The sequence below is a fragment of the Nitrospirota bacterium genome (assembly GCA_023229435.1).
GTDB lineage: Bacteria > Nitrospirota > UBA9217 > UBA9217 > UBA9217 > JALNZF01.
The window spans coordinates 25,245-50,572 of the sequence record JALNZF010000004.1 but is presented as its reverse complement, the minus strand read 5'-3'; the positions used below and the strand labels follow the sequence as shown (position 1 = coordinate 50,572).

Annotated in this window: 27 protein-coding genes; 1 reads left to right on the top strand and 26 read right to left on the bottom strand. The window is 56.1% G+C overall.

Annotated elements, in window-relative coordinates; genetic code table 11:
• Positions 1 to 203: 203 nt before the first annotated feature.
• From ybgF to M0R70_04350, 3 genes are all read right to left on the bottom strand, one after another.
• Complete coding sequence (gene ybgF, locus M0R70_04360) at positions 204 to 1,046, bottom strand: tol-pal system protein YbgF (protein MCK9418597.1); 843 nt, start codon at positions 1,044 to 1,046, stop codon at positions 204 to 206.
• A 126-nt stretch (positions 1,047 to 1,172) separates the two neighbouring features.
• On the bottom strand, positions 1,173 to 1,733 hold the full coding sequence (gene pal, locus M0R70_04355; GenBank protein MCK9418596.1) for a peptidoglycan-associated lipoprotein Pal: 561 nt from the start codon (positions 1,731 to 1,733) through the stop codon (positions 1,173 to 1,175).
• A gap of 329 nt (positions 1,734 to 2,062) precedes the next feature.
• Entirely contained in the window at positions 2,063 to 2,563 is a 501-nt protein-coding gene (locus M0R70_04350; protein ID MCK9418595.1) for a nitroreductase family protein, read from the bottom strand.
• A 335-nt stretch (positions 2,564 to 2,898) separates the two neighbouring features.
• Here M0R70_04350 and M0R70_04345 point away from each other — a divergent pair, with 335 nt between their 5' ends.
• Complete coding sequence (locus tag M0R70_04345) at positions 2,899 to 3,312, top strand: hypothetical protein (GenBank protein ID MCK9418594.1); 414 nt, start codon at positions 2,899 to 2,901, stop codon at positions 3,310 to 3,312.
• An 8-nt stretch (positions 3,313 to 3,320) separates the two neighbouring features.
• Here M0R70_04345 and M0R70_04340 read toward each other — a convergent pair whose 3' ends face one another.
• The 23 genes from M0R70_04340 to M0R70_04230 all read right to left on the bottom strand — a co-directional run bounded on the left by M0R70_04340 (position 3,321) and on the right by M0R70_04230 (position 25,045).
• Positions 3,321 to 3,401, bottom strand: coding sequence for a hypothetical protein (locus tag M0R70_04340; GenBank protein MCK9418593.1), 81 nt, complete (start codon positions 3,399 to 3,401; stop codon positions 3,321 to 3,323).
• Between the two features lie 136 nt (positions 3,402 to 3,537).
• Positions 3,538 to 4,239 (bottom strand): hypothetical protein, encoded by a 702-nt coding sequence (locus M0R70_04335; protein ID MCK9418592.1) that lies wholly within the window; start codon positions 4,237 to 4,239, stop codon positions 3,538 to 3,540.
• A 107-nt stretch (positions 4,240 to 4,346) separates the two neighbouring features.
• A complete protein-coding gene (locus tag M0R70_04330) occupies positions 4,347 to 5,801 on the bottom strand; it encodes an NADH-quinone oxidoreductase subunit N (GenBank protein MCK9418591.1) in 1,455 nt (484 codons plus the stop codon).
• 16 nt (positions 5,802 to 5,817) lie between these two features.
• Positions 5,818 to 7,356 carry an NADH-quinone oxidoreductase subunit M gene (locus M0R70_04325; protein MCK9418590.1) on the bottom strand — a complete coding sequence of 513 codons (1,539 nt, stop codon included), beginning with the start codon at positions 7,354 to 7,356 and terminating at the stop codon, positions 5,818 to 5,820.
• A gap of 101 nt (positions 7,357 to 7,457) precedes the next feature.
• A complete protein-coding gene (nuoL, locus tag M0R70_04320; GenBank protein ID MCK9418589.1) occupies positions 7,458 to 9,389 on the bottom strand; it encodes an NADH-quinone oxidoreductase subunit L in 1,932 nt (643 codons plus the stop codon).
• Between the two features lie 162 nt (positions 9,390 to 9,551).
• Entirely contained in the window at positions 9,552 to 9,854 is a 303-nt protein-coding gene (gene nuoK, locus M0R70_04315) for an NADH-quinone oxidoreductase subunit NuoK (protein MCK9418588.1), read from the bottom strand.
• Positions 9,855 to 9,944: 90 nt separating this feature from the next.
• On the bottom strand, positions 9,945 to 10,451 hold the full coding sequence (locus M0R70_04310; protein MCK9418587.1) for an NADH-quinone oxidoreductase subunit J: 507 nt from the start codon (positions 10,449 to 10,451) through the stop codon (positions 9,945 to 9,947).
• Positions 10,448 to 10,918 (bottom strand): NADH-quinone oxidoreductase subunit NuoI, encoded by a 471-nt coding sequence (gene nuoI, locus M0R70_04305; protein ID MCK9418586.1) that lies wholly within the window; start codon positions 10,916 to 10,918, stop codon positions 10,448 to 10,450. Before nuoI ends, M0R70_04310 begins: the two co-directional genes overlap by 4 nt.
• Before the next feature lie 64 nt (positions 10,919 to 10,982).
• Positions 10,983 to 12,068: an NADH-quinone oxidoreductase subunit NuoH gene (nuoH, locus tag M0R70_04300; GenBank protein ID MCK9418585.1), complete on the bottom strand. Its 1,086-nt coding sequence runs from the start codon at positions 12,066 to 12,068 to the stop codon at positions 10,983 to 10,985.
• 9 nt (positions 12,069 to 12,077) lie between these two features.
• Positions 12,078 to 14,255 (bottom strand): molybdopterin-dependent oxidoreductase, encoded by a 2,178-nt coding sequence (locus M0R70_04295; GenBank protein ID MCK9418584.1) that lies wholly within the window; start codon positions 14,253 to 14,255, stop codon positions 12,078 to 12,080.
• Between the two features lie 110 nt (positions 14,256 to 14,365).
• Positions 14,366 to 16,129, bottom strand: a complete 1,764-nt coding sequence (gene nuoF / locus M0R70_04290; GenBank protein MCK9418583.1) for an NADH-quinone oxidoreductase subunit NuoF — start codon at positions 16,127 to 16,129, stop codon at positions 14,366 to 14,368.
• A gap of 156 nt (positions 16,130 to 16,285) precedes the next feature.
• Complete coding sequence (locus tag M0R70_04285; GenBank protein ID MCK9418582.1) at positions 16,286 to 16,663, bottom strand: (2Fe-2S) ferredoxin domain-containing protein; 378 nt, start codon at positions 16,661 to 16,663, stop codon at positions 16,286 to 16,288.
• 102 nt (positions 16,664 to 16,765) lie between these two features.
• Entirely contained in the window at positions 16,766 to 17,215 is a 450-nt protein-coding gene (locus tag M0R70_04280) for an NAD(P)H-dependent oxidoreductase subunit E (protein ID MCK9418581.1), read from the bottom strand.
• 253 nt (positions 17,216 to 17,468) lie between these two features.
• Positions 17,469 to 18,002: an ATP-binding protein gene (locus M0R70_04275; protein MCK9418580.1), complete on the bottom strand. Its 534-nt coding sequence runs from the start codon at positions 18,000 to 18,002 to the stop codon at positions 17,469 to 17,471.
• 4 nt (positions 18,003 to 18,006) lie between these two features.
• Positions 18,007 to 18,753: a PHP domain-containing protein gene (locus M0R70_04270; GenBank protein ID MCK9418579.1), complete on the bottom strand. Its 747-nt coding sequence runs from the start codon at positions 18,751 to 18,753 to the stop codon at positions 18,007 to 18,009.
• On the bottom strand, positions 18,734 to 19,084 hold the full coding sequence (locus M0R70_04265) for a DRTGG domain-containing protein (protein ID MCK9418578.1): 351 nt from the start codon (positions 19,082 to 19,084) through the stop codon (positions 18,734 to 18,736). The genes M0R70_04270 and M0R70_04265 overlap by 20 nt, the downstream gene beginning before the upstream one ends.
• 13 nt (positions 19,085 to 19,097) lie before the next feature.
• Positions 19,098 to 20,051 carry a CBS domain-containing protein gene (locus tag M0R70_04260; protein MCK9418577.1) on the bottom strand — a complete coding sequence of 318 codons (954 nt, stop codon included), beginning with the start codon at positions 20,049 to 20,051 and terminating at the stop codon, positions 19,098 to 19,100.
• 3 nt (positions 20,052 to 20,054) lie between these two features.
• The gene (locus M0R70_04255; protein MCK9418576.1) at positions 20,055 to 20,411 is read right to left on the bottom strand and encodes a hypothetical protein; all 357 of its coding nucleotides are present in this window, start codon (positions 20,409 to 20,411) and stop codon (positions 20,055 to 20,057) included.
• Between the two features lie 15 nt (positions 20,412 to 20,426).
• Positions 20,427 to 21,620: an NADH dehydrogenase (quinone) subunit D gene (gene nuoD, locus M0R70_04250; protein MCK9418575.1), complete on the bottom strand. Its 1,194-nt coding sequence runs from the start codon at positions 21,618 to 21,620 to the stop codon at positions 20,427 to 20,429.
• A 100-nt stretch (positions 21,621 to 21,720) separates the two neighbouring features.
• Positions 21,721 to 22,191, bottom strand: coding sequence for an NADH-quinone oxidoreductase subunit C (locus tag M0R70_04245; protein ID MCK9418574.1), 471 nt, complete (start codon positions 22,189 to 22,191; stop codon positions 21,721 to 21,723).
• Positions 22,192 to 22,310: 119 nt separating this feature from the next.
• On the bottom strand, positions 22,311 to 22,790 hold the full coding sequence (locus M0R70_04240; protein ID MCK9418573.1) for an NADH-quinone oxidoreductase subunit B: 480 nt from the start codon (positions 22,788 to 22,790) through the stop codon (positions 22,311 to 22,313).
• On the bottom strand, positions 22,781 to 23,155 hold the full coding sequence (locus tag M0R70_04235; protein MCK9418572.1) for an NADH-quinone oxidoreductase subunit A: 375 nt from the start codon (positions 23,153 to 23,155) through the stop codon (positions 22,781 to 22,783). Before M0R70_04235 ends, M0R70_04240 begins: the two co-directional genes overlap by 10 nt.
• Positions 23,156 to 23,647: 492 nt before the next feature.
• Positions 23,648 to 25,045: an ATPase gene (locus M0R70_04230; GenBank protein MCK9418571.1), complete on the bottom strand. Its 1,398-nt coding sequence runs from the start codon at positions 25,043 to 25,045 to the stop codon at positions 23,648 to 23,650.
• Positions 25,046 to 25,328 lie beyond the last annotated feature (283 nt).

Genomic DNA, 25,328 nt, shown 5'->3' with positions numbered 1-25,328 from the left:
CCCCGTCGCTAACCTGCGGGTTTATCGGAAAGTCTTCAGCTTCTTTTCTTATACCCTATTGTCTTTTATAACACGATCATCAACGCTGAGCAGAAATATATCCTGTTTTGTTCCGAATAGTTGAAGGGTTGAGTGAGCGGCCGATAGGGAAGAGGTTTCGCTTGCAATCGATACGCGGAATTATAACGGGCACGTCAACAGATTTACTGGCCGATTTTGCTCAAGCGGTCCGTTGCAATGTCCGCCTCGGCAGTACCGTGATGTTCTTTAATGACCTTGTTGAGATATTCCCTGGCCTTTTCAGTGTTCTTCGCGTTCAGATAGGACAGGCCGATCTTGAGCTTGGCCCCGGGCACCTTTTCGCTGCGGGGATAGGATGTGATAACCAATCCAAAGGCCTCGATGGCCCTGGTGAAGTCCTTCTTTGAGGCGTAACACTCGCCGATCCAGTACTGGGCGCCGGCCGCCAGGCTGGTGTCCGAAAACTGAACGATATAATTTTGAAAACCGGCGAGCGCAAGATCGTAATTCCCCTTGTCGAAATCGTTCTTTGCCTGGCGATAGGCCTCCGAAGGTTCAATGGTCTTTAGCGTGGATTTTTTATGACTGTCAGACGCGGTCCCGGACTGAACGGTCGCCGCCATCGGGGTCCCCGCGTTCGACAACCTGACCTTTGCCTCGAGTTCTTCGATCCGCACATTGAGTTCCGCTATTTTGACGCTCTTATCATCAAGTTTCTGCGCAACTTCCGCGATACGGAAGTTATTTTCCTCGAGCTTGCCCTGGAGGATCTGGATATCCGTGGACAGCTGGTCCGATTTTGCGCCGTAATCGGCCAACGCCTTCTGCATGTCGACCGTCCCCTTGACGTTTGCATCGAGGATATCAAGGCGCTTCTGCAGATACATGACCTGATCCTTCGTGGCCCTCGTATCCTCGCGCTGCTCGGACATGTCGGTGCTGATCTTTACGATTTCCGCCTGGGGAACGCAGGCGGCCAGCAGCAGGAGAAAGCTGGTGATGGCAAGAAAGGGCTTGGTCGTCATCGTGTCTTTTCCGAATAGTAATAAAATGATAGCGTACGGGAATCTGCGTCGCAGAAAAGAGAAGGGAAGAAAAATCCGAAGATGTCCCGCCGAATTCCCCTTCCCCGTCTCATGAGCATGCCGATCCTACGGTGTCTCTGCAATGAAATCGTCTCTCCGGTTTTTCTGCCAACAGCCTTCACTGGCCTCGCCGCAGACGGGTTTTTCCTTTCCGTAGCTGACGAGCGAAATCCGTTTCGCGGAAATGCCCATATCGACAAGATACTTCTTTGCGCCTGTTGCGCGGCGTTGCCCGAGGGCCTGGTTGTATTCCTTGGTGCCGCGATCATCGCAATTCCCCTCGATCCTGATCTTCACGCTGGGATTGGCCTTGAGCCACTGCGCATTCGCCGACATCACGGCCCTGGCGTCATCACGAACAACGGACCGGTCGTAGTCGAAGTAGATTGGCTGCAGACCCGCTGCGGCGGTTGCGGCGCGCTCCATGTCTTCCTCTTTTGCCCTCTGCTTCGCCGCCTGTTCGTCCTTCGTCTCTCCCTCTCCTGTCGCGGGCTCGGCAACAGAGGCCGTTCCCTTCGGGGTTTCCGGCGAGGCGGTCACCTGCGCCTTCTTGGGGCAGCCCCAAAAGGCAACCATGCTAAGCAGTACGATTACACCAAGCAAGAAAAAACGTTTGTTCTTCATCATGAACCTCCTTAACAGTGTACGAGAGTCCCTCTGTAATAGTTGTCGAAAAAGGCAGGATGCAACACGTGCCGGCGAATTTTCACGCTTCCGTTTAACTGCCGTTAAGATAGCATACAAGCCGGATGATGTCAACGGGAAAGGGTTTTTACCGCAGGGTGGACGCTCTCCGGGCAAAAAAGAAGACGGTCTGCAAAATATTGTTTTTCCGGCTCCTGGCACGACTCTACGGTGCTATTTTAGCCCCTTCACTTCTCTTATCACCGCCGAGACTTGTCCTGAGCGCAGCCGAATGGACGCACAGGTCCCCTGACCTTCATTCACGAAACGTCTTACCAACGATTCTCGTGGACACGGGAACCGTCGAAGCGGTCCCCTGCTGTCTTTTCCTCAGCGGGAAAACCGATCGGGATGAGCGAAAACGGTACAATAGGGTCCGGCAATTTCAGGAGCGTGCGGAGGTTCAGGACCCGGTCCTCCGTGGGATATACCCCGCACCACACCGCGCCGAGTCCCCTGGCGTGGACCGCGAGCAGCATGTTCTCCGTTGCCGCGGCACAGTCGAGCACCCAGTATCCTTTATATTTCTCGAGCGTTGTGTCTCCGCACACGAGGATGGCAACCCCGGCCTGCTTCAACATCGCGGAATAGGGATGGAATTTCGGGATCTCATCGAGCAGCGCCCGGTCGGTCAGAACGATAAAGTGCCAGGGTCGTTCGTTCCCTGCCGACGGAGCGCTCATTGCCGCATGCAGGATCTCGTTGATGACCTCCCGGGATACCGGCTTTGTCGTGTATTGGCGTATGCTTTTCCGTGAAAGAATCGTCTCCATCGTCCCCATTCCCGTTTACCTGCCTTTCCGGTAGATTTCACTTCTTGCCTGGATAGTATCATAGCACAATAAATGCGCAGTGCAGTCGTGTTCCCTCCGCATCTCCGTGCCATCGTGTTTTTCGTTGGGCTCAAGCAATAAAACTTTGTCCTGAATAAATTATGCGGTAAGCCGCAATCGTATGATAACGCTCCCGGTGTATCTTCACGCGTAGTTACGGATTTGCCCATCACCCCTTCGTCATTGCTCAGGGCTTAGTCCTCTCCCCAGCGGGGAGAGGGTTGGGTGAGGGGGCTTCCGCAGGAATATAATATTATATTTCAAAGGAGGTCGCCATGGCTTCGAATAAAACGATCATTGCCGAGAACGTCCAGGACTGTCTCGATCAGTCAGACTGGAGTGCTGCCATCATCGAGATGGAAAAGTTGTTCGCCATCGACCAGGACCCGCATATCAGGGTGAGGATCGGCGACGCCCGGCGGAAGCTCAACGGGAACCATGCGGCGATACGGGAATATCTCCGCGCCGCCGACCTGTTCGCGGAAAAAGGGTTCGTGGTCAAGGCGCTGGCACAGTACAATCTGGCCTTGAGGCTCGATTCCTCGAATACGTACGCCCGGACAAAAATGGAGATGCTGGAGATGCTTCGCCCGGGCAGGCCGGAGACGAAGCTGGAATTCATGCCGATGGAATATCGCGCGCCGCAGCTGCCCAGCTGTTGTTTGGGGGCCCCGGGATACTCCTCATGAGAAAGGCTTCAGTGAGCCGCCCTCCGGAACATATCTTCCGGAGTCTCCACTACCCTGCCCTGCTCGTCCTTCTTGAGATACCGATGGATGAGGATGGTCAGTGCGGGGGGGACAGTTGTGGTTCAGGCATGTTCATGGTTATTTTCTGTCTCTTTAATGAAATGTTGCCGCTGTTGCAAGGGGAATATCCTGTCGGATAATACCAAGAAAGCGCTGACAACGACCTCAGAAGTAAGCGATGAACAAGCCAAGGAATGTCAGGCTCTTAGCCACCTCGATCCAGCCCGTGGTCTGGAGCCGGACTTTATAGAGCGTGGCTGCCATGACGAGGTTCTCGATAAGCGGCAGGAGTATGACGAGGGTGATGTTAAAATGGTAGTACAGGTAGGCGGCAAGGACCACATGCAATCCGGTCAAGACCCGGTCACTCGTCTTTCTGAGAAGTATGGCCTTGATCTTGAACACGCCGGCAGTGAAGTAAAGGGCCACTCCCACGAACAGCCGGACATCGAGGCCGCCCGTGATCAGAAATTTAGCGATGACCGCCGCCAGACTGATCAGCGTGAAACCCAGGACCTCGGTCAGGATGAAATGCTCGCCCGCGAACTTGTTCATCAAGAGATAAGCGCCCGGAAAGATCAGGAGGGGCAGCAGCCCGGGGATGTTCGTGTTGAAGATCGCAAGCAAAATTACGGTTGCAATGACAATCTGCCCGAGAAAGATCGCCAGGGACATTCTGTCCTCTGTCCGGCGGAGCCATTTTGTTAATGCCTGTTTGGAATTGATCAGCAGACCGAGGGACAGGAAGAGCGGGATCAGGGTCCAGGAGAATGCGCGGCTTACGCCCACGCCGATCAGGAAAACGATTATCAGGACGCTCCAAGCGCCGTACTCCTTCAGGAAATATCCTTTTATCTCAGATCGCATGATAGGAAGTATATCACGAAGAGAACGGGAGGATTATGAGACAAATCATATGGCAAGCAAACAAGCTGGAAAGCCTGCAAGCCTGATAGCTTGCAAGCCGGTACCTGCTACATGATCCCCGCGATCGAGGCACGCGCGAAGTTCAGGAGGTCCGTCGGGTACACGCCGATGACGATCACGGCGGTTGCCGATATCGCAAGCGCGAGCGCGAGGGACGGAGCGGTTGAGAGCTCGATGGGGGCCTTCGGCTCGCTCATGTACATGACCATGATGACCCGGAGATAGAAGTAGGCGCTGATGGCCGAGAACACCACGCCCGCGACGGCAAGCCAGATAAGACCGGCCTGCACCGCGGATTTAAAAATGTAGAATTTTCCCACGAACCCGGCAAGGGGCGGTATGCCCGTCAGCGAGAACATGAAGATGAGCATGAGAAACGCCGCGGTCTTGTTGGTCTTGCCCAGACCCGCGAAGTCCGTTATTTCCTCTCCCCGTTTCCCCGCCTTCCGCAGCATGATCACCACTCCAAAAGCGCCCATGTTCATGAGCGCGTAGATGCAGACATACAGCATCACGCTCGCCGCGCCTTCCGGCCCGCCCGCCGCAAGACCGACGAGGGCGTACCCGGCATGGGCGATGGACGAATAGGCCAGCATGCGCTTGATGTTCGTCTGCGACAGGGCCAGAATATTTCCCACTGCCATGGTCAGCACGGCAAGGCCGGCGAGGATCGCGGTGGAATGCTCGTGCAGGGGCTCGAGCGTGTAGAGAAATATCCGGATCAGGACGGCGAAGCCGGCGACCTTGGGCCCTGCGGACATGAACGCCGTAACCGGTGTGGGCGCCCCTTCATACACATCGGGAACCCACATGTGGAACGGCACGGCGGCCACTTTGAACCCAAAGCTCACGATCAGCATGATCATGGACAGGAAGAGAACGGGATTCATGAGGTCCGCGTCGCGCAGGAACGCGAGGATCCCCGCGATTTTTGTGGTTCCCGAAAGCCCGTACAGAAGCGACATGCCGTACACCATGATGGCGGATGAGAAAGCGCCGAGGACCAGATACTTGATGGCCGCCTCGTTCGACCGGCTGTCCCTCCGCATAAAGCCCGCAAGGATATAGAGAGAGAGGGCCATGAGTTCCAGACCGAGATACAGGGTGATAAGGTCGCCTGCCGACGCCATCATCATCATCCCGCTCGTGGAAAAGAGCATCAGCGCGTAATATTCGCCGCGGTTGATCTCCTCGATCTTCACATAATTGATGGACACCAGGATGCCGAGTCCGCAGGCAATATAGAAGACGAACTTGAAGTACGAAGAAAAGGGATCGAGAAGGAACGTACCTTCAAAGAAAGATCCGCTTATCGTCATCAACTTGGAGCTCACAAACGCGGCAATGATGATACCGCACAGGCTGAACCACCCGAGAATGGCCTTGCGCTCCTTATCGACAAAAAAATCGAAGATAAGCACCAAAAGCGCCACGATGATCACGACAAGCTCGGGAAGTATCGGGAGGATGGTTTGCTGAAGCTGCTGATACATGCTGGACATCGGGTTCTCCTTGACCTTAATTTCCTATAAGCGTGCCCAGCGCCTGCGTCACCGCCGGGGCGGACTGCATTTTTGCATTCACGTGCTGGAGCAGGTTCGCCACCGAAGTGTGCATGACCCCGAAGGCCGCGTTCGGGTACAGACCGACGATGAACACCAGCGCAACGAGCGGTAGCGCCGCGACCACCTCACGCGCGTTCATGTCCGCGAGGTGTTCATTGTGCGGATTGGTGATTGTTCCGAAGGCAACGCGCTGGTAGAGCCAGAGCATGTATCCCGCGCCAAGGATGATGCCGAGCGAGGCGATCACGGCATAGGGTTTGTAATGCAGGAACGCGCCGAGCAGGATCGTGAACTCGCCGATGAAGCCGTTCGTGCCGGGCAGACCGATCGAGGAAAGTGTGATGATCATCAGGAATGTGGCATAGACCGGAACCTTTGCCGCAATGCCGCCGTAGTCGGCGATCAGCCTGGTGTGCGTGCGCTCATAGATCACGCCCACGGCAAGGAACAGCGCTCCGGTGGACACGCCGTGATTCAGCATCTGGAGAATGCCGCCCTCCATGCCCTGGAGGTTCATCGCGAAGATGCCGAGCGTCACAAAACCCATATGGCTCACGCTCGAATAGGCGATAAGCTTCTTGAAGTCCGTCTGGGCAAAGGCCATGTAGGCGCCGTAGATGATGCCGATCACGGACAATATCATGATCGCCGGTGTCCAGGCAATGGCCGCGTCCGGGAAAAAAGGCAGCGAGAACCGGAGGAAGCCGTACGCGCCCATCTTGATGAGGATCCCCGCCAGGATGATGCTGCCCGCCGTCGGCGCCTCCACGTGAGCGTCCGGCAACCAGGTGTGGACCGGGAACATCGGCACTTTGACCGCGAACGCCGCAAAGAACGCCGCGAATGCCCAGAACTGGAATGCCGGGGTGAACTGGTGGTTCATGATCGCAAGCACGTCAAAGGTATTGCCCGCGGCAAAATACACCGCAATGATCGCGACAAGCATGAGCACACTTCCGACCAGGGTGTAGAGAAAGAACTTGACGGCGGCGTAGAGCCGGTTCGGGCCGCCCCACACGCCGATCAGGAGGTACATGGGGATCAGCATGGCTTCCCAGAACAGGTAGAAGAGGAACAGGTCGAGGGAAAGGAATACGCCGATGATCGCCGCCTCCAGGAACAACATCGCGATCATGAACTCCCTCACGCGGTCCTGAATGGCTGTCCACGACACCATGATGGAGATCGTGGTGAGCAGCGTGGTCAGTGCCACGAACAGAATGCTGATGCCGTCAACGCCGAGTCGATAGTTGATGTCCCATGCCGCGATCCAGGACAGGCTCTCGCCGAACTGCATGTGCGGCACGGAGCCGTCGAAATTCAGGAGAAGCGGCACACACAGGCCAAGCTCGACGATCGAGAAGGCGAGCGCGATCCAGCGAACTGCGGCCGCTTTCCGGATGAACAGCAGGATGAACGAGCCGAGCACCGGGATGAATATCATGAGGCTCAGCAACGGATAATCGAGCTGGTGGAGTTTAAGTTCGAGCATGGATCGGGCTCCTTAGTAGTTCGAGGTTCAAAGTTCAAGGTTCAGGGTTTGGAGTTCGGGGTTAAGAATTCAACCTTGAACCGTGAACGCTGAACGTTACTTTAAAACTTTAAAACATAGTACAATCCGAGCAGCACCACGAGGCCCAGGCCCATGGTGAAGGCGTACTGCTGTAAATAGCCCGTCTGGAGCTTCCTGCCGCTCTGGCTTGCCCTGCCGATGGCATTTGCCAATCCATTGACAAAACCATCAATGATTTTGACATCTCCCACCGTGTAGAGGAACTTCGCCGTCTTATGGACCACGCCGTCCACGAAGACGGCGTTATAGATCTCGTCAACATAATATTTGTTAAGCAGCAGGGTGTACGCGCCTTTGAATTTTTTCACGATGCGATCGGGGACCGCGGTGTTTTCGACATACAGCGAGTAGGCAAGTCTGATGCCTCCGAGCGCAACGATGACCGAAAAGAACATCAACCCGAGCTCAAGCCAGTGGCTTTCCTCCCCCGCATGCACGGCATGGGGGAAGAGCGGCGCAAGAAAATCACCGAACAGGTTCGCATGCGAAATGATCGCGCCCGGCATGCCGATCCATCCGATGACCACGGAAAAAAATGCGAGGATCACGAGCGGCACGGTCATCACCTGTGGAGATTCGTGCACGTGGTGCAGGACCTCGTGGTCAACGCGTGATTTTCCGTAGAAAGCAAGGTAGATCAGCCTGAACGAGTAGAACGCGGTCATGAACGCGCCGACCACGCCGAGCACCCAGAGCGCCCGCCCGAGCGGCGACGCATTGTAGGCGCTCCAGAGGATCTCATCCTTGCTGAAGAAACCCGCGAACGGGAAAATGCCGGCGAGCGCCAGTGAGCCGATGATGAAAACGATGTGGGTGATCTTTATCCTGGACCTGAGCGCGCCCATCTTGCGCATGTCCTGCTCGCCGGACAGCGCGTGGATGACGCTGCCCGAGGCCAGGAACAGGAGCCCTTTAAAGAAGGCGTGCGTCGTAAGGTGGAAGATGCCGGCCGAGAACGCGCCGACCCCCAGCGCGAGGAACATGTAGCCGAGCTGACTGATCGTGGAATAGGCGATCACGCGCTTGATGTCGTTCTGCACCAGGCCGATGGTGGCGGCAAAGACGGCGGTCAGGCCGCCGACGATCGCCACCGTGTTCATCGCGGTCTCGGAGAGCGAGAAGATCGGTGCGCAGCGCGCGATCATGAACACGCCGGCGGTGACCATGGTCGCGGCGTGGATCAGAGCGCTGACCGGAGTCGGACCTTCCATGGCATCGGGCAGCCAGACATAGAGCGGCAGCTGGGCGGACTTGCCCGTTGCGCCAAGGAACAGGAGGAGCGCGATGAGCGTTATGACGCTGATCTCACCGCCAAAAAGATGGTACGTGGTGGTCCCGACGAACGAGGGCACCGACGCAAAGACCTCCGAGAAATCAAGCGTTCCGAAGGTGAGAAAAATGAGCAGGACTGCGAGAACGAACCCGAAGTCACCGACGCGGTTCACGACAAAGGCCTTAATGCCGGCGTCCGAGGCGGATTTTTTCTCGTACCAGAATCCGATCAGCAGGTAGGAACAGAGGCCGACGCCCTCCCAGCCGACAAACATGAGCAGAAAGTTATTGGCCATCACCAGCACGAGCATGAAGAACGTAAAGAGCGCCAGGTAGGAGAAAAACCGGGGATATCCCTTGTCGCCGTGCATGTAGCCCACGGAGTAGATATGGATGAGCGAACTGAGTGTGGTCACGACGAGCAACATGACCGCGGTAAGCTGATCGATCTGAAACCCCACGTTCACCGAGAGGGTCCCGATGGAGATCCAGGAGTAAAAGTTCTCGTTGAGTTGCACGCCGCCGACCACATCGAAAAATGCGCTGACGGACAGGATGAACGCGCCGATAACGCCCGCAATGGGAAAATAGGCCGCCTTTTCCTTCAGGTATTTACCGAACAAACCCGCGATCAAAAAGCCGGCGAACGGCAACAGCGGTATCAAGGTATACTTGAGCATAAACACCTCTATGATGAAAATTCCAAATAACAAATCCGATCAATCTGCGGTAACGGCAACGATGCCCGTTTCGTTATTCGGTCATGTGGTTCGTAGTGAAACGTTGCCGATCACCGGTCCACGATACGGGCCTCGTTACCGACAAACGTCGCCTTTTTCGCATTATCCCTTCATGATAGTAAACTCATCCGCGTACACGGTCCCGCGGTTCCGCGAGATCAGGATGATGATCGCAAGCGCCACAGCCGCCTCTGCCGCCGCCACGGTGACGACAAAGATCACGAATATCTGGCCGGTGAGCGATTGCAGATAGTGTGAAAATGCGATCAGGTTGATGTTCGCCGCGTTCAGCATGAGCTCGATGGACATGAGAATAATGAATATGTTGCGCCGGGAAAGCACGCCGACGACACCGATGGTGAACAGCGCCGCACTCAGCATTATGTACCAGGACAGGGGTATCATATAACCTCCAGCAATAAAATGCAAAATTCAAATCTCAAAATGTACAATCTATATCAACAGCCCTGCCATTTTGCCTTTTGCACTTTGCATTTACTCTTTTTCCTGCTTCTTCGCCAGCATAACAGCGCCCACCAACCCCACGAGGAGGATGACGGATGCGATCTCGAACGGGATCAGATACTTCTGATAGAGTACGATGCCCAGTTCCTTGATCCCCATGTCGGCAGGCCACATGGATTGACCCGCCTCTGCCGGGAACGAACCGCGCGAGATCAACAGCATGATCTCTCCCGCAATAAGCACGCCGAATGCGATCATCCAGGGCCAGAACCGGTTCGCCCGGGCAGCGGAACTTTCCTTGTCCACATTCAAAAGCATGACTACAAAAAGGTAAAGGATCAGGATGGCGCCGGCGTACACAATGAGCTGCACTGCAGCGAGGAACTCGGCATGGAGCAGCACAAAGACACCCGCGATATGGAAAAACAGGAGCAGCATGAACATGATGCTGTGCACCGGGTTTCGGCGCGTGATGGTCAGAAGCGCCGATACTAGGATAACAAGGGCGAAGTAGATGAATATGATCTTGTTCATCATGGTTTTTTTGCCGCCTTCCTGCCCATATAGTTGTCCCCCACTTCAACGAGACGGTCTCTGGTGTAGAACGCGTCCTTCCGGGAATAACAGGCAAGCTCGAATTCGGGCGTCATCAGGATCGCGGACACCGGACACGCATCGATGCAGAATCCGCAGAACACGCACCGGAACAGGTCGAGTTCATAGGAGTTCACGACCTTTTCGTGCCCGGGCCCCTCCGTGGTGACCACGGTTATGGCCTTGGCCGGACAGACCGCCTCGCACAAACCGCACCCGATGCACGCCGGGTTCCCCTTCTCATCCCGCCGCATGGCATGAAGCCCGCGCGAGCCCGGGATCGGCTTGCGTTTGAACGTCGGGTACTGCCGGGTGACCGCCGGGGCCAGCATGGTCTTGAGCGTCAGGGCCAGGCCCTGGGCTATCTCGACCAGGAAGATCATTTTAAGCAGCTTTTTCACTTTGTTCATCGTAGTAGACCCCTTGCTTCCCGCGTCCCTCGTCCTACGTCCGTCATCCCACTTCTCACCGCCCCTACAGCCATCCCATCTGTTTCATTCCCGCCGCCACCAGCAGGGTGCCGAGCGACAGGGGCAGCAGGAACTTCCACGAGAGCGTCATGAGCTGGTCATACCGATACCGCGGGAGCGTGGCCCGAAGCCACATATAGAAGAAGAGAAAGAAATACAGCTTAACAAGCAGCCACATCGTCGGTGGAACTGCGGCCAGCAGGCGGTTTATCCAGGCTATCGGAGCAATATGGCCGAGGGTTTGCGGCAGGATCTGCACCGGCAGCCACCCCCCGAGGAACATGATGGAGACAAGCAGCGACACGACCATCATGCTTATATATTCGGCCATGAAGAACAACGCAAACCGGATGCCGCTGTACTCGGTGAAGTACCCGGCCACAAGCTCGCTCTCCGCCTCGGGCAGGTCAAAGGGCACACGGTTCGTTTCGGCGATGCCTGCAAACAGGTAGAGAAAGAACGCCACCGGACCGACCGGCAAGGCCGCAATGAACCACCGGTTCTCCTGGGCATTCACAATATCCGACAGGTTCAGCGACCCGGCCATGAGCACCACGGTGATGATGGCGAAAGCCATGGGGATCTCGTAGCTGATCATCTGGGCCGCCGAGCGGAACCCTCCCATGAGGGAATATTTATTATTGGAAGCCCAGCCCGCCATGATCACGCCATAGGTCCCGACGCTGGCAAATGCGAGGATATACAGCACGCCGATGTTCAGGTTTGACACGGAAAGCGGCACCTTTTTGGTGAGAAGTCCGAACAAATCCGTGGACGGACCGAAGGGGATGACAACAATGGCGCCGAAGGCCATGGTGAGCAGGATGAGCGGCGCGATGCGGAACACCCATTTATCGGCCTTGGCCGGGATGATGTCCTCTTTCATCATGAACTTTATTCCATCCGCAATAGGCTGGAGCAGCCCGTGCCATCCGGTCCTCATCGGCCCGAGCCTCGCCTGCATGTGCGCGAGCACCTTGCGTTCCATATAGGAAAGATAGGCGGCGTTCAGCATGACAAAAGCCAGCAACAGGACCACCGGAACAACGAGGCTGGTGACGATATTCACGATTTGATGTATTCCTGGCATGTTCTGCTCCTACACTTCGATCTTAAGGTGTCGTATGGTCCCTATCTCATGGGAGCGCGTGATCGTACCGCCTGAAGAGAAGAGCAGCCGCTCGGCAGTGATCACTTCCTGCTTCATGATCGAATCGGACGACAGTGAAAGGTCCACGTCAGTGTTCATCAGCGGGGACTTCTCGCGCGGCCAGCATGCGCCGACCGCGAGGTCCGCGTACAGGGGCACGATGGACCTGATCTCGTTCATGATGTCCCGCGGAGAGGCATATTGCAGGGACCCGCCCATACGCCTCGCGATATCCATGATGATCTCCCAATCAGGCCGTGACTCGCCGACCGGCTCCTCCGCCTTGTTCAGCTGCTGAAGCCTGCGTTCGAGGTTGGTGAACGTCCCGGTCTTCTCCGCGCTCGCCGCCGCCGGGAGCACCACATCGGCGATCTTCGCCGTCTCGGTCATAAAGATATCCTGAACAACGAGGAAATCCAGTTTGTCGAGCGGCTCCCGGAGATGCCGATCGCTCCCCACCGGATCGTCGCCCATGATGTACAGCGCCGCGAGCTTGCCCGGCGCAATGGCATTGATCATCTCGACGGCATTCATGCCCGGCGTGTCCGGCAGGATCGCATTCCACGCGCCCGCGAACGATGCGGTCGTGTCCGCGTCCACCCTGCGATACCCCGGGTAATAGGCCGGGTTCACTCCCATGTCGAGCGATCCCTGGAAGTTGCTCCGACGCACAAGCGGATAGTGCGTCACGTTCTTGAGCTGTCCCGAGAGGACCTTGATATTCACGAACTCCTTGTTGGTCACCCGGGCGGGGACGATGATCGCGACGCTCGCGGCCGTTTTCAGAAGTTCCACGGCGTTCAGCACCTCGCTCCTGCCCTTCGCGGAAGAGAAAGCGGAAACCAGTTCTTCGACCGCTTTTTCCGAGCTCAGCGGGATGACCACCGAGGCGAGCCGGTTGAACTTATTGCTCTCACTGCTGTTGACGAGGATGACCTTCCGGTCCTTCTGGTGCGCCGCGCGAACGATCTCGATGCCGGTGAGCGGATTGATCTCGCCCACATTGCTGTCAAGCACGAGAATGACGTGGTGCTCGCCGATCTTGTTCAATTCACCCGAAAAGAAGGCGGCATTCAGCCCCTTCGGCGCCTTGAGCCTCGCGAGCATGTCGACATTATTCGTCCCGACCACGGCGCGCATGAACTTCTGGAAAAGGTAACTGTCCTCGTTCGTGGTCCGGACCGAACCAAGTCCGCCGATGCTCCCGGGCCCGCGTTTGTTCTTGATCACCTTGAGATTGGTCGCGATGACCGACAGCGCCTCGTCCCAGGTACAGTCCATGAGCACGCCGCCGACCCGCATTTTCGGGGTCGTGATCCGCTCGCTGCTGTGAGCGGCGTCCCAGCCGAAACGGCCCTTCGCGCACAGGTAGTTGCCCCGTGCCGGACCCACGCGCATAATCTTCCCGTCGCGCGTCTCATAGCTGATGCCGCAGCCGCAGCCGCAGTAGTTGCAGACCGACGTGGTCCCCTCGAGGTTCCAGGAGCGCGCTTTATATTTGAACTGGCGCGTCGTGAGCGCCCCCACGGGGCAGATCTCGGTGCATTCGCCGCAGAACTCGCAGTCCAGCGGCCGGTCGAAATCGGTGCTGATGCGCGCCTTCGTACCGCGTCGGGTGAAGGCCCACTCTCCCACGCCGTTCTGCTCATCGCAGATCCTGACGCATTTTCCGCAGAGAATACAGCGGCTGATGTTCCGCTCGATGATCGCGCTCTCGTAATCCGGCGGCAGGTAGCCCTTTTCAGCATCGAACCGGCTCGTACCGAGCCCGTACTCGTGCGTAAGGTCCTGGAGCTGACATTCGCCCGCCTTGTCGCAGACCGGGCAGTCAAGGGGATGCTTGATGAGCAGGAGCTCGAGCACCATCCGTCTCGCCTCGATCAGCGCGGGGGTCGATGTCCTGACAACCATGTTGTCCATCGCCGGCGTGGTGCATGACGGTGTAAACTTGCGCGGCGTTCCCTCCACCTCAACAAGGCAGATCCGGCATGCGCCGAACGGATGGAGCTTGTTGTCATGGCACAGGGTGGGGACCCTCGAACCGGCCGCGTTCGCGGCGTCAAGGATCGTTGATCCTGCCGGTATTTCCACTTTTTTTCCATCAACCGTTACGGTCATCATCGCCATATTTTTTTACCTTCTTAAAACAAACCTTTTTCTTACCACGAAGACACAAAGTCACGAAGTGAACCTTTTATTTTTCTTAGTGTCTTAGTGCCTTCGTGGTGAAAGAATTATTAATCGATCGACCAGAACCGGCACGCCTTGATGCACGATTTGCACTTTGTGCACTTTTCCGGATCGATATAGGCGACCTGCCCCTTTTCCCACTGGAGCGCCCCGGCCGGACAGGCCTTGAAGCACAGGCCGCACTTCTTGCATTTATCCTTGTCCACCACGAACTTGACGAGGGGCGTGCAGACCCGGGCCGGGCAGCGGTGCTCCTTGATGTGCGCCTCGTACTCGTCGCGGAAATATTTGATCGTGGTAAGCACCGGATTGGGCGAGGTCTGGCCCAGTCCGCAGAGCGAGGTGTCCTTGATCTGCTGGGAAAGGGCAAGCAGCAGCTCGATATCGCCTTCACGGCCTTCGCCGTTCGTGATCCGGGTAAGGATCGAAAGAAGCGTTTTGTTGCCGATTCGGCAGGGCACGCACTTGCCGCAGGACTCGTCCTCGGTGAACTCGAGGAAAAATTTTGCCATGGCCGGCATGCACGTGGTCTCGTCCATCACCACCATACCGCCCGATCCCATGATCGCGCCCGTCTTATTGATATTCTCGAAATCCACCGGGGTGTCAATGAGCGAGGCGGGGATGCAGCCGCCCGACGGACCGCCCATCTGCACGGCCTTGAACTTCCGGTTGTTCTTGATGCCGCCGCCGATGTCGAAGATCACGGTCTTGAGCGGGATGCCCATCGGCACCTCGACGAGGCCGATGTTGTTCAGCGCGCCCGAAAGCGCGAACACCTTCGTGCCCTTGCTCTTTTCGGTCCCGAGGCTCGAAAACCAGTCAGCGCCGTTCAGGATGATCGGCGGAACGTTCGCAAAGGTCTCGACGTTGTTCAGCACCGACGGCCTCATCCACAGACCCTTGACCGCGGGAAACGGCGGCTTGGCCCTCGGCATGCCGCGCTTGCCCTCGATGGACGCCATGAGCGCCGTCTCTTCCCCGCACACAAAGGCGCCCGCGCCCTGATAGATCTCGATATCGAGGTCGAACCCCGTGCCGAGGATGTCCTTTCCGAGCAGACCCCGGTCCATGGCCTGATCGATGGCTATCTGGAGACGGTGCACGGCAAGTGGATATTCGGCCCTTACATAGATATAGCCGTAGTGGGCGTTGATGCCCCTGGCCGCGATGATCATGCCTTCGAGCACCGAGTGCGGGTCCGCCTCCATGACGCTCCGGTCCATGAACGCGCCCGGATCGCCCTCGTCGCCGTTGCACAGGATGTACTTGATGTCGCCGGTGACCCGCGCGCAGAGTTCCCACTTCAGCCCGGTAAGGAACCCGGCGCCGCCGCGGCCGCGCAGTCCCGAACGCTTCACCTCGCTCACGACCTGCTCGGGCGTCATTTCAGTGAGCGCCTTGGCCGCGGCCATGTAGCCGTCGCGGGCAATATACTCCTCGATCTTCTCCGCATCGATGAGGCTCCGGTTCCGAAGCGCCCGCAATACCTGGTGCTTGAAGAACGGAATATCGTTCATCACGGGAATCGTGCTTTTTTCCGTCGGCGGCGTATAGAGGAACTTCTGGACCGGTCTCCCCTTGATGAAGTGTTCTTCCACGAGGTACGGCACGTCCCCGGGCTTCACCACCTGATAGAAGATGTCTTCGGGGTAGACCACGATCACCGGGCCCTTGGCGCAGAAACCGTTGCACCCCGTCAGCACGACCTTGACCTCGTTCTGAAGGTTTCGCTTGATAAGCTCGGTCTCGAGCGCGTCCTTCACCTTGAGCGATCCGTTTGCCACGCAACCCGTGCCTGCACAGATCATTATGTTGGAACGGTATGTCGTCGTTTCCACGATTAATAACTCCATTTACAATGCAAAAGGTAAAATGCAAATTGCAAAAGGCAAAAGTAATGTATTACGTCTTCTGGTTTCCATTTTGAACTTTGCATTGTTCATTTTACATTTTACAATGATATTCTAATACGTCGTCTCATGCCCGACAACCAGCGCATACTCCGGAACGGGCTTGCCCCCCATCACGTGTCCGGCAAAGATCTTTCTCGTTTTTTCATCGGTTAACGCGATGTACTTGACAGGAGGCTCGCCGGCAAGCTCGATTGTGATCATCGGCTCCTGACTGCAGAGCCCGGCGCATCCGGACGTGGTGATCGCGACATCCTTCAATTTGGATTTGGCCAGCTCTTCCATGATCGTGTTCATGATGCCCCGGGCGCCCGCGGCGATCCCGCAGGTCCCCATGTGCACCGTGATCTTTGCCCGAAACCCGCCCTCGCGCAGTCCCTGATGGTATTCTTCCTTGATCTTTTTGAGATCAGCGATCGTCAGTTTTGCCATGGGTACCCATCCTCATTCCGCAATCCGCAATCCGAACGACTCGACTGAGCGTTCGACTGAGCTCACGCCGAAGTCTCGTCGAAGTCTCCGCAATCGCGGAAGCTACTCGTACTTATTAACGATTTCCATCACCTTCGTGGCGGCAACGTCACCGTAGGTGTCCTGGCCGATAACGACCACCGGCGCAAGACCACACGCGCCGAGGCACCTCACGGCCTCAAGGGAATACTTCTTGTCCCTCGTCACTTCTCCAACCTCGATGTCCAGCTCATCCTTGATCTTATCGAGAATCTCCTCGCTCCGCTTCACATAGCAGGCAGTGCCGAGACAGACCCGGATCACGTGCTTGCCGCGCGGCACGAGCGTGAAAAAAGAGTAAAAGGTTGCGACGCCGAAGACCACGCTCGGCGACATGTCGAGCCCCCTGGCTACGTATCGCTGCACCGCGTGCGGCAGATAGCCGCATACGTCCTGTGCCTGCTGGAGCACGGGGATAAGCGAACCGGGCTTGCCCTTGTACCGCGCGACGATCCCGTCGATCTTCAGGTACATCGCCGGCGTCACGAACTCGTTGTTGGTGGCAGTCTGCTGTTCAACCGCTTCGTTACTCATCGTTTACCTCTTGGCAATTTGCAATGTTACATTTCAAATTTCTAACTACTCAGGACCCTGAAACCATGTGCTCACACGAAGGCACAAAGCACACGAAGACCTGCCTGAAGATTAATTAGCTTTTTTGGTTTTACCCCGAGATTTAAAGCCTTTCTTCGTGTCTTTGTGGCTTTGTGTGAGAGAGCCTCATCAGTTACTCAAATTTGATCTGTTCTTCAAACATGCCCCTGATCGCAACAAGGGCCGCCGGAGTATTCATCGGCACCTCTCCAAGGTCGTTCCTGATCTGACGCGTATCGAGCCGGAAGACCCGGCCGCCCTCCCGCACTTCATAGAGGATATCAAGATCGGGGTGGCCTGCGATCAGGGTGAGCACGGTATCGGCCATGCTGCCGATCGCTGGCCGGTCCACATGGCTCCAGCGAAACGTACCGGAAACCTTCGTTCCCTTGCCCGGAGCTGAGTCCACCGTCACCATTCCGCCGGCCTGCTCCGCCGCCTGGGACAGGAGCGGGATCCCCAGTCCCGTCTTTTTGTGTTTGGTGGTGAAGAAAGGGTCCCGGACCTTCGCCAGCGTTTCGGCATCCATTCCCCTGCCGTCATCGTTGACCTCGATGCGGAGGAGGTCGTGCGCGGTATCGCGAACGATGATGATCTCAATTGTCTTTGCATCGGCGCGGACCGAATTCTCGGCTATATCGAGGATATGCAGGGAGATGTCTTCCACCGTCTCAACACGCTGCCTTCCTGCCGTCTTTTCCCGCCAACGCTTTTTTGATCTCGGCCACGGTCCCGTCTTCGATCGTGAAGCACGTAAACCGCTTTCCGATGTCTTCAGGACCGTGAGCGTCCGAACCGGTGATGACCGGATACTTCCTGCAATCGGGGAAGCGGTCTGCTGCCTGGGCCACGGTCATGTGCTGCGAGATCTCGACAGCATCAAGGGCAAGCTGAGGCGGAATAAACCCGAGCTGTCCTATCATGCTGAACGACTCCCGGTCCACATGCGCCGCGATCACCAGGCTGTCACCGTGCGCCGCGCGCGCCGCTTCAACGATATCCGAGGCCGGCAGCGAGGTCGCCCCGATCAAAAGCCGGTCGCAGAAACCGGTCACCCCGTCTTCATCATCCGCGATCACCTGCCGGCCGAAGGCATGCTCATCATTCCTGCCGTGCAGATGCCGGTAGATGAACTCCTGGAACCGGAGCAGGTCGTCGTCCCGGTCAAAGAATACCAGGAGGTGCGCTTCTTCCGATGAAGCGACCTCCATCCCGCCGAGCACCATCAACCCGGCCTGCCTGCCCGCCTTCTTGACGGCCAGGACGTTCTCGGCGGAATTATGATCACAGATGCCGATGAGGTCGAGCCCTTTTCGAAGGGCCTCGTGAACGATCCCCAGGGGCGACATGTCCAGTCCGGAGCAGGGAGACAGACACGTATGCACGTGCAGGTCGGCCTTAATGCGCCTCAGCGCCACGGATCCCCGCCTTGTATAATCTTCCGACCAGCTCGAATGCTGAAAGGCTGCTCACCAATATCGGAATATTCTCTTCCTCGGCCTTGACGATGGTGTCCTTTTCCGGCTGCCTGCTCTGCACCAGAATGATACCCGCAAGGTCCTTGTGCAATGCCACGGCCACGATGTTCTGGTGGATGTGAAGCGTGACCCAGAGTGTCCCTTCATCCGCGTGGGCAAGGACATCCGACAGGAGGTCGCTCACGTATCCGCTCTTCACCTCACGGTCAAGCTGATCGGAAGCGGTCTTTACTTCAAGACCGAATTCTTTTACAAGGTCATTCAGGTTCATTGTCTGGTCCCTGTCAACTCGTATAGTAGAACCGCATGGTCAGGTGTGTTCCGCCGGGCACGGTTGATTTCAGGTCCATCTCGTCGGCGCATTTCTGGATATTAACCAGACCCATGCCCGCGCCAAAACCGAGTTCCCTCACCCAGTCGGACGCTGTGGAATATCCGGGCTTCATCGCGAGCTCGACATCGGGGATCCCCGGGCCGCTGTCGATCGCCTCGACGATGACCCCCCACTTCTCCACCTGAGCGTAGATCTCGCCGCCCTTGGTGTACGAGGCGAGATTGATCTCCGCCTCGTAGGTGGCGACCCCGATCCGCCTGAGGATCGGCGGACAGACTCCCAGTTTTTTGAGCGCGTGCTTGAGTTCGCTCGCCGCCTTGCCCGCATCCTTCAGGGTCTGGCCGGCAATATAGTACTTGAAGCTGAAACTGATCTCATCGGCAGTGACATCCTCAAAGAATTGCCGCATCGTGGGCCGCTGACGCGCTTCGTTTACCTTCGTCTCGGTCCGCGCGTATTCGATCTCAAGCTTCCTGAGCAGTCCTTCGACGATGTTCCCTTTGGTGATGATGCCGACCAGAAGCCCCTTTCGGTCCACAACCGGATACCGCGTATGACCGTACCGGGAAAACTTGGCAATACAGTGTACCAGGGGCTCGTCCATGTACAGGCAGTCCACATTGGTCGTCATCTTCGACCGGATGGGGGCGTTGAGCTCGTTGTCATTCAAGGCGTTGATCAGGTCTTCGATGCTGACCATGCCCACCAGCTTCCCGTGCTCGACCACCGGTGTGCCGGAAATCCGGTTGTCCCGCATGATGAGCCTGAGCTCCGACATGGTCTGTTCCGGCCGCACGGTAAACACCTTGGTGGCCATGACCTCGCCCACGGTGATCTCGTAGACCATCTCCTGGGTCTTGGTAACCCGGTCCTGGGACCCCTGCTCTTTACCCTGCTGTGTCATCGCCTATTGCCGCTCGGCCACTCCCCTGAGCCCGTTCATGTATAGAATGCCGCACGCCTCGAACATGGTCAGCTTGGTCGTGAAGAGCGGGATCTGTTTCTGTTTTGCCAGGGCCAGGGTCTCCGCCTCCGGCAGCTTTCTGCGCACCAGGCAGACTGCCTTGATATCGGCAATATCCGCGGTCCGTACCGCCTGGGGATTCGTGATCCCGGTGATCATGATGCCGTTCGCGTGAGCACGGCCGAGCACGTCGCTCATGAGGTCGGCGCTGAAACAGCTGTCCACCTCGATCTCATCGATCAGATCATCCCCGACAAGAACATCGGCCTGCAGAAGTTTAATGATTTCTCTCAGTTTCATCCGGGTGCCTCTCCCCTATCGGTCGCACTCGCCGAGCACAATATCGATCGTCCCGATACAGGCGACAACATCCGCCATCATATGGCCGGTCACCATCTTCGAAAGGGCGCTCAGGTTCACATACGAGGGGGCGCGGATCTTGATCCGATACGGTCTGCCGCTCCCGTCGCTTACAATATAGAAGCCAAGCTCGCCCTTCGGGCCTTCCGTGGCCACGTACACCTCGCCCTTGGGCATGGGGACCCATTTGCTCATCAGCACGAACTGATGGGCCAGCGTTTGCATGTCCTGCATGACCTTCATCTTATCGGGAATGGCGTAGCGCGGGTCATCGGTCACGACCGGTCCGGGCTGCATCATATCAAGGCATTGTTTGATAATGCGGTTGCTCTGGCGGAGTTCGCCGAGACGCACGACGTACCGGTCGTACACGTCGCCGTTCTTCCCCAGGGGGATATCAAAATCCACCTTATCGTAGGCAGCGTACGGCTCGACCTTGCGCAGATCATAGTTGACGCCCGATCCTCTCAGTGAGGCCCCGGTAAGCCCGTACTGTATCGCTTCTCCGGCGGTCATTACGCCGATGCCTTTGGTGCGTTTGAGCCAGATACGGTTTTCCCGGATCAGGGTATCGTACTCCTCGAGCCTCTTGGGGAAGAGCTCGGTGAACTCACGGCATTTATCAAGGAAGTCACGGGGGACGTCATTCCGCACCCCGCCGATGCGCGCATAGCTCACGGTCAGTCTCGCGCCGGTCGCCATTTCGAGGAGATCGAGGATAAGCTCCCGTTCTCTCGCCGCGTACAACAGGACCGTCATGGCGCCGATGTCCACCGCGCTGGTGCCGAGCCAGATGAGATGTGAACTGATGCGGGTAAGCTCCGCGGTAAGCGTCCGGAGGAACTGCGCCCGTTCGGGTACAACGATCTCAGCCAGTTTTTCGACCGCGGTCACATATCCGAGGTTGTTGCACATGCATGAGATGTAGTCCAGCCGGTCGGTCATCGGAATGACCTGGTGGTAGGTCTTGCTCTCCATCCACTTCTCGATCCCCCGATGGAGGTAACCGATCTGCGGATCGATGCTGACAATGGTCTCGCCCTGGAGGTCCAATACCAGACGGAGCACCCCGTGCGTGCTGGGGTGCTGCGGACCCATGTTGAGCGTTATTTCTTTTTGTACTCTTTCTTTTGTCTCGGCAGCGGACATAATATTCACCATGAAAACGGGGTCAGGGTACAGGGGCCAGGGTCCAGGCAAAACAACAATTAGTTCCTGAACCCTGTACCCAGAACCCTAAACCCTGCTGTTAATAACCTTTCAGCGGATATTCTTTCCTCAGCGGGTGCCCTTCCCAGTCCTCGGGCATAAGTATCCTGCGAAGATCAGGATGTCCATCGAACTTGATCCCCATGAGGTCGTAGGTCTCGCGCTCATGCCAGTTCGCCGTTTGCCAAACCGGGGTGACCGAGTCCACCCGCGGGTCTTCTTCCGGCACTCTTACCTTTAATCGTATGCGATGGCGGTGTACGATCGATATCATCGTATACACGACCTCGAACCGCGGACCGGTATCTCCCGGATACCGGGAATAATCGACTGCCGTGAGATCTGCAAGGTGGTCCATGTGTATCGCGGTCTCGTCGCGCAGGAAGAGGCAAATGTCCCTGATCATGTCCTTCTTGAGCGACACGCCCACCTGCCCTGCATGGGTTGTCGTGCCGAGCACCTGGCCCGCAAATTTTTCTTCTATGATTTTGGCGATCTGTAAGGGATCCATTCGTCCTCAGAACTCACAGGTATAAAATATACTGTTCACGATTGATGAGGCAAACTGATGCTGGGTGGATCGGTGCCGCTGGAACGATAAAACGGAGTATTGAATGTGTCGCGCTGGAGCTATTTTCGAATGTAGTGCTCTTTTCTGATCTTTTCCTGCAGCTTGATGATCCCGTTCATCAGTGCCTCGGGCCGCGGCGGGCAACCAGGGATGTACACATCCACCGGAATGATATTGTCCACACCCTGTACCACGCTGTAGGTATTGAAAATGCCGCCGGAAGCGGCGCAGCTTCCCATGGCGATGACATACCGCGGTTCGGGCATCTGATCGTATACGCGCCGTACGACCGGGGCCATCTTTTTTGTAAGCGTCCCGGCCACCAGGAGCAGGTCCGACTGTCGCGGCGACGGGCGCGGTACCGTGCCGAAGCGATCGAAATCATGCTGAGGCGCGGCATAATACTGGATCATCTCAATGGCGCAGCATGCGAGCCCGAATGACATGGGCCAGATGGAGCACGACCGGCAATAGTTCAAGAACCCGTCGATGGTCGTCGAGATATATCCTTCTTCAAATACATTCTGGATCATTCCCATTCGAGGGCCCCCTTTTTCCAGGCATAGAAATACCCGACGAGGAGGATGGCAATGAAGAACACCATTTCCACAAAACCGTACAGGCCGATGTGGTTATAGGCCACGGCCCAGGGATAGAGAAAGACGGCCTCGATGTCGAATATGAGGAACAGCATGGCGATGATGTAATAGCGAATCGAGAATTTCTGGTGGGCGTCCATGAAGGGGGTGATGCCGGACTCGTACGTCAGCAACTTTTCGGGATAAGGATTCCGGGGCCGGAGTATCCAGCCGACGACAAGCATCCCTATGCCGACGGCGGCGCCGAGCAGCAAAAAAACAACCACGGGTAGAAAGTGTTCCGGAAGATAGGTGCCGGGGCTCATACGCCTCTCCCTGCAGAAGATGAAAAATTATCATTAACAAGTGTTTTAAAAACGTGTGAATGATAAGCCAACGCCATAACTTTGTCAAGAAAAACATAAACAGGACAAACGTTGTTTGATATTAATTTTTCTTACTTATCTATAAGAAATAGCGCGAGCGGTTTTTTAAAATTAATACAATACGGAGGCCCTCCATAACTGTTTGTCATCCCCCGCTTGATTCATGCGGGGGCAGGCCCCGAATCTTGCCCTCGAATGTTTTAATCGGGGGGCCTCTATCGGGGATATGGTTTTTCGAACAGTGAGAATCAGATTCCCGCTCAAGCCTGCCCCAGCATGATTAAAGCCGGGGCGGGAATGACGGAATTGGGACATTTGCAAGAGGCTCTATGATATTTCGGCAACCATGCTTGTGTGAGTATCATTATTTTCCGTTGTTTCTTCGCGCGCGCTGAATAATTTTCCCTCGTCAAAATATGACCCGAGCAGTTGCTAAAGCTCTACAAAATAATTCGCCCATGCCCCGTCGATGATCTCTTTGGTCATGACCGGGGGGGTCTCCCGGTATCGGGCGATGTCGATTATCTGATCGATGATATCCCTCGGGTGGCAGGCATTCAACTTGACGCCTGTCTTTTCATAGTGTTCCTTCAGCAGGTAGTCAAGTACATCTTTCCTGAGTTCCAGCCCTTTATGTTCGGCCACCCTTTGGAATATCTGGCGATACTCTTCCACCGGCGGATGGTCGATCATGATCTTGTATCTGATCCTCCTCAGAAAGGCCTCATCCACCAGTTGCTTGGGCTCTATGTTGGTCGAAAATATGATGATCTCGTCGAACGGGACCTCAAACTTCTTGCCCGTATGCAGGGTGAGGAAATCCGTTCCTCTCTCCAGGGGAACGATCCATCGGTTCAGGAGGTCTATGGGCCTCACCATCTGCCGACCGAAGTCGTCAATGATAAAAATACCCCCATTTGCCTTCATCTGAAGAGGGGCCTCATAGAATTTGAACACCTCGTCAAAATCCAGGTCCAGCATCTTGAGGGTAAGTTCCCCTCCCACCATGATGATCGGCCGTTTGCACCGGACCCATCTGGCATCCCCATGGATCTCTTCCATGACCGGTTTGTGATTAACAGGATCAAAGACCTTTATCACCTGACGATCAACGATCACTGCATGGGGGATGCAGACATCACCGGGCAGCAGGGAGCCGATTGCCTCTGCTATTGCGGTCTTTCCGTTTCCCGGGGGACCGTATAAAAAAATGGATTTGCCCGAGTTCACCGCCGGGCCAAGCTGGTCAATGAGGGTACCGCTGATGACAAGGTGGGAAAATGCCTTTTGTATGACCCCTTCGTTCACGAGTACGCTTTTCACCGACTGATACTCCATCTGTTTGGTATAATCAGCAAGGATGACAGGGGCCGCGCCAATGTAATTGCAGAGAGCGAGCGCTTCCTGTGCCCTTTTTCTTCCCAGCTCGGTTATGGAGAATTGATACGTAGTGGCCTCGTAACCGGTCCCTCCCTTTACTTCGCACATCTTGTCCTTTCTCAGGGACTGGACCGTCTGGTCCATGATCAAGGTCGGCAGTTTGATCGCATCAACCAGGTCTTTCAGCGTAAAACTTCCCATGAAGTATATGTGCTTCATGGTCAGGTCGGATATGAATCCGGGATCAAGGCCTGTTTCCTCAAGATTTTTGGGTTCACGGGGGATATTCTTAAAAAAGGTGGCGAGCTTGTCCTCCTTTATCAAGCCGAGGGCAACGAGGCTCTCACCGAGTCTTCCTCCTTTGCTTTTTTGTCTGTCCAGCGCTTTTTCAAGCTGCTCCTCGGTAACAAGCCCTTCATCGATCATTCTCTTACCCAGTACATTTTCCATATCGCAATACCTCCTTCTCATTGTATAAAGAAAATTGTAGCTATTCAGTACGTCTGAATCTAAAAGAGTGTTACACAGGACACAACCCTTTTTATCCGCAGATTTCGCAGATGGACGCAGATTTATTAAAAAAAATCGGGTTCGATTTATTAATCGTCTCAAAATAGAAACAATACGATCAAACTGTCATTCCCGAAGGTGTAATCGGGAATCCGGTGTTAAAACCATATCCCCGATAGGAGCATCCGGGGATGACACAAAGTGTTATGTCAATCCTATTATG

What these genes read in the sequence shown, in the direction of transcription:
- ybgF (MCK9418597.1), bottom strand. Translation starts at nt 1,046, where the DNA reads ATGACGACCAAGCCCTTTCTTGCCATCACCAGCTTTCTCCTGCTGCTG.
- pal (MCK9418596.1), bottom strand. Translation starts at nt 1,733, where the DNA reads ATGATGAAGAACAAACGTTTTTTCTTGCTTGGTGTAATCGTACTGCTT.
- M0R70_04350 (MCK9418595.1), bottom strand. Translation starts at nt 2,563, where the DNA reads ATGGAGACGATTCTTTCACGGAAAAGCATACGCCAATACACGACAAAG.
- M0R70_04345 (MCK9418594.1), top strand. Translation starts at nt 2,899, where the DNA reads ATGGCTTCGAATAAAACGATCATTGCCGAGAACGTCCAGGACTGTCTC.
- M0R70_04335 (MCK9418592.1), bottom strand. Translation starts at nt 4,239, where the DNA reads ATGCGATCTGAGATAAAAGGATATTTCCTGAAGGAGTACGGCGCTTGG.
- M0R70_04330 (MCK9418591.1), bottom strand. Translation starts at nt 5,801, where the DNA reads ATGTCCAGCATGTATCAGCAGCTTCAGCAAACCATCCTCCCGATACTT.
- M0R70_04325 (MCK9418590.1), bottom strand. Translation starts at nt 7,356, where the DNA reads ATGCTCGAACTTAAACTCCACCAGCTCGATTATCCGTTGCTGAGCCTC.
- nuoL (MCK9418589.1), bottom strand. Translation starts at nt 9,389, where the DNA reads ATGCTCAAGTATACCTTGATACCGCTGTTGCCGTTCGCCGGCTTTTTG.
- nuoK (MCK9418588.1), bottom strand. Translation starts at nt 9,854, where the DNA reads ATGATACCCCTGTCCTGGTACATAATGCTGAGTGCGGCGCTGTTCACC.
- M0R70_04310 (MCK9418587.1), bottom strand. Translation starts at nt 10,451, where the DNA reads ATGATGAACAAGATCATATTCATCTACTTCGCCCTTGTTATCCTAGTA.
- nuoI (MCK9418586.1), bottom strand. Translation starts at nt 10,918, where the DNA reads ATGAACAAAGTGAAAAAGCTGCTTAAAATGATCTTCCTGGTCGAGATA.
- nuoH (MCK9418585.1), bottom strand. Translation starts at nt 12,068, where the DNA reads ATGCCAGGAATACATCAAATCGTGAATATCGTCACCAGCCTCGTTGTT.
- M0R70_04295 (MCK9418584.1), bottom strand. Translation starts at nt 14,255, where the DNA reads ATGGCGATGATGACCGTAACGGTTGATGGAAAAAAAGTGGAAATACCG.
- nuoF (MCK9418583.1), bottom strand. Translation starts at nt 16,129, where the DNA reads ATGATCTGTGCAGGCACGGGTTGCGTGGCAAACGGATCGCTCAAGGTG.
- M0R70_04285 (MCK9418582.1), bottom strand. Translation starts at nt 16,663, where the DNA reads ATGGCAAAACTGACGATCGCTGATCTCAAAAAGATCAAGGAAGAATAC.
- M0R70_04280 (MCK9418581.1), bottom strand. Translation starts at nt 17,215, where the DNA reads ATGTACCTGAAGATCGACGGGATCGTCGCGCGGTACAAGGGCAAGCCC.
- M0R70_04265 (MCK9418578.1), bottom strand. Translation starts at nt 19,084, where the DNA reads ATGAACCTGAATGACCTTGTAAAAGAATTCGGTCTTGAAGTAAAGACC.
- M0R70_04260 (MCK9418577.1), bottom strand. Translation starts at nt 20,051, where the DNA reads ATGACACAGCAGGGTAAAGAGCAGGGGTCCCAGGACCGGGTTACCAAG.
- M0R70_04255 (MCK9418576.1), bottom strand. Translation starts at nt 20,411, where the DNA reads ATGAAACTGAGAGAAATCATTAAACTTCTGCAGGCCGATGTTCTTGTC.
- nuoD (MCK9418575.1), bottom strand. Translation starts at nt 21,620, where the DNA reads ATGTCCGCTGCCGAGACAAAAGAAAGAGTACAAAAAGAAATAACGCTC.
- M0R70_04245 (MCK9418574.1), bottom strand. Translation starts at nt 22,191, where the DNA reads ATGGATCCCTTACAGATCGCCAAAATCATAGAAGAAAAATTTGCGGGC.
- M0R70_04240 (MCK9418573.1), bottom strand. Translation starts at nt 22,790, where the DNA reads ATGGGAATGATCCAGAATGTATTTGAAGAAGGATATATCTCGACGACC.
- M0R70_04235 (MCK9418572.1), bottom strand. Translation starts at nt 23,155, where the DNA reads ATGAGCCCCGGCACCTATCTTCCGGAACACTTTCTACCCGTGGTTGTT.
- M0R70_04230 (MCK9418571.1), bottom strand. Translation starts at nt 25,045, where the DNA reads ATGGAAAATGTACTGGGTAAGAGAATGATCGATGAAGGGCTTGTTACC.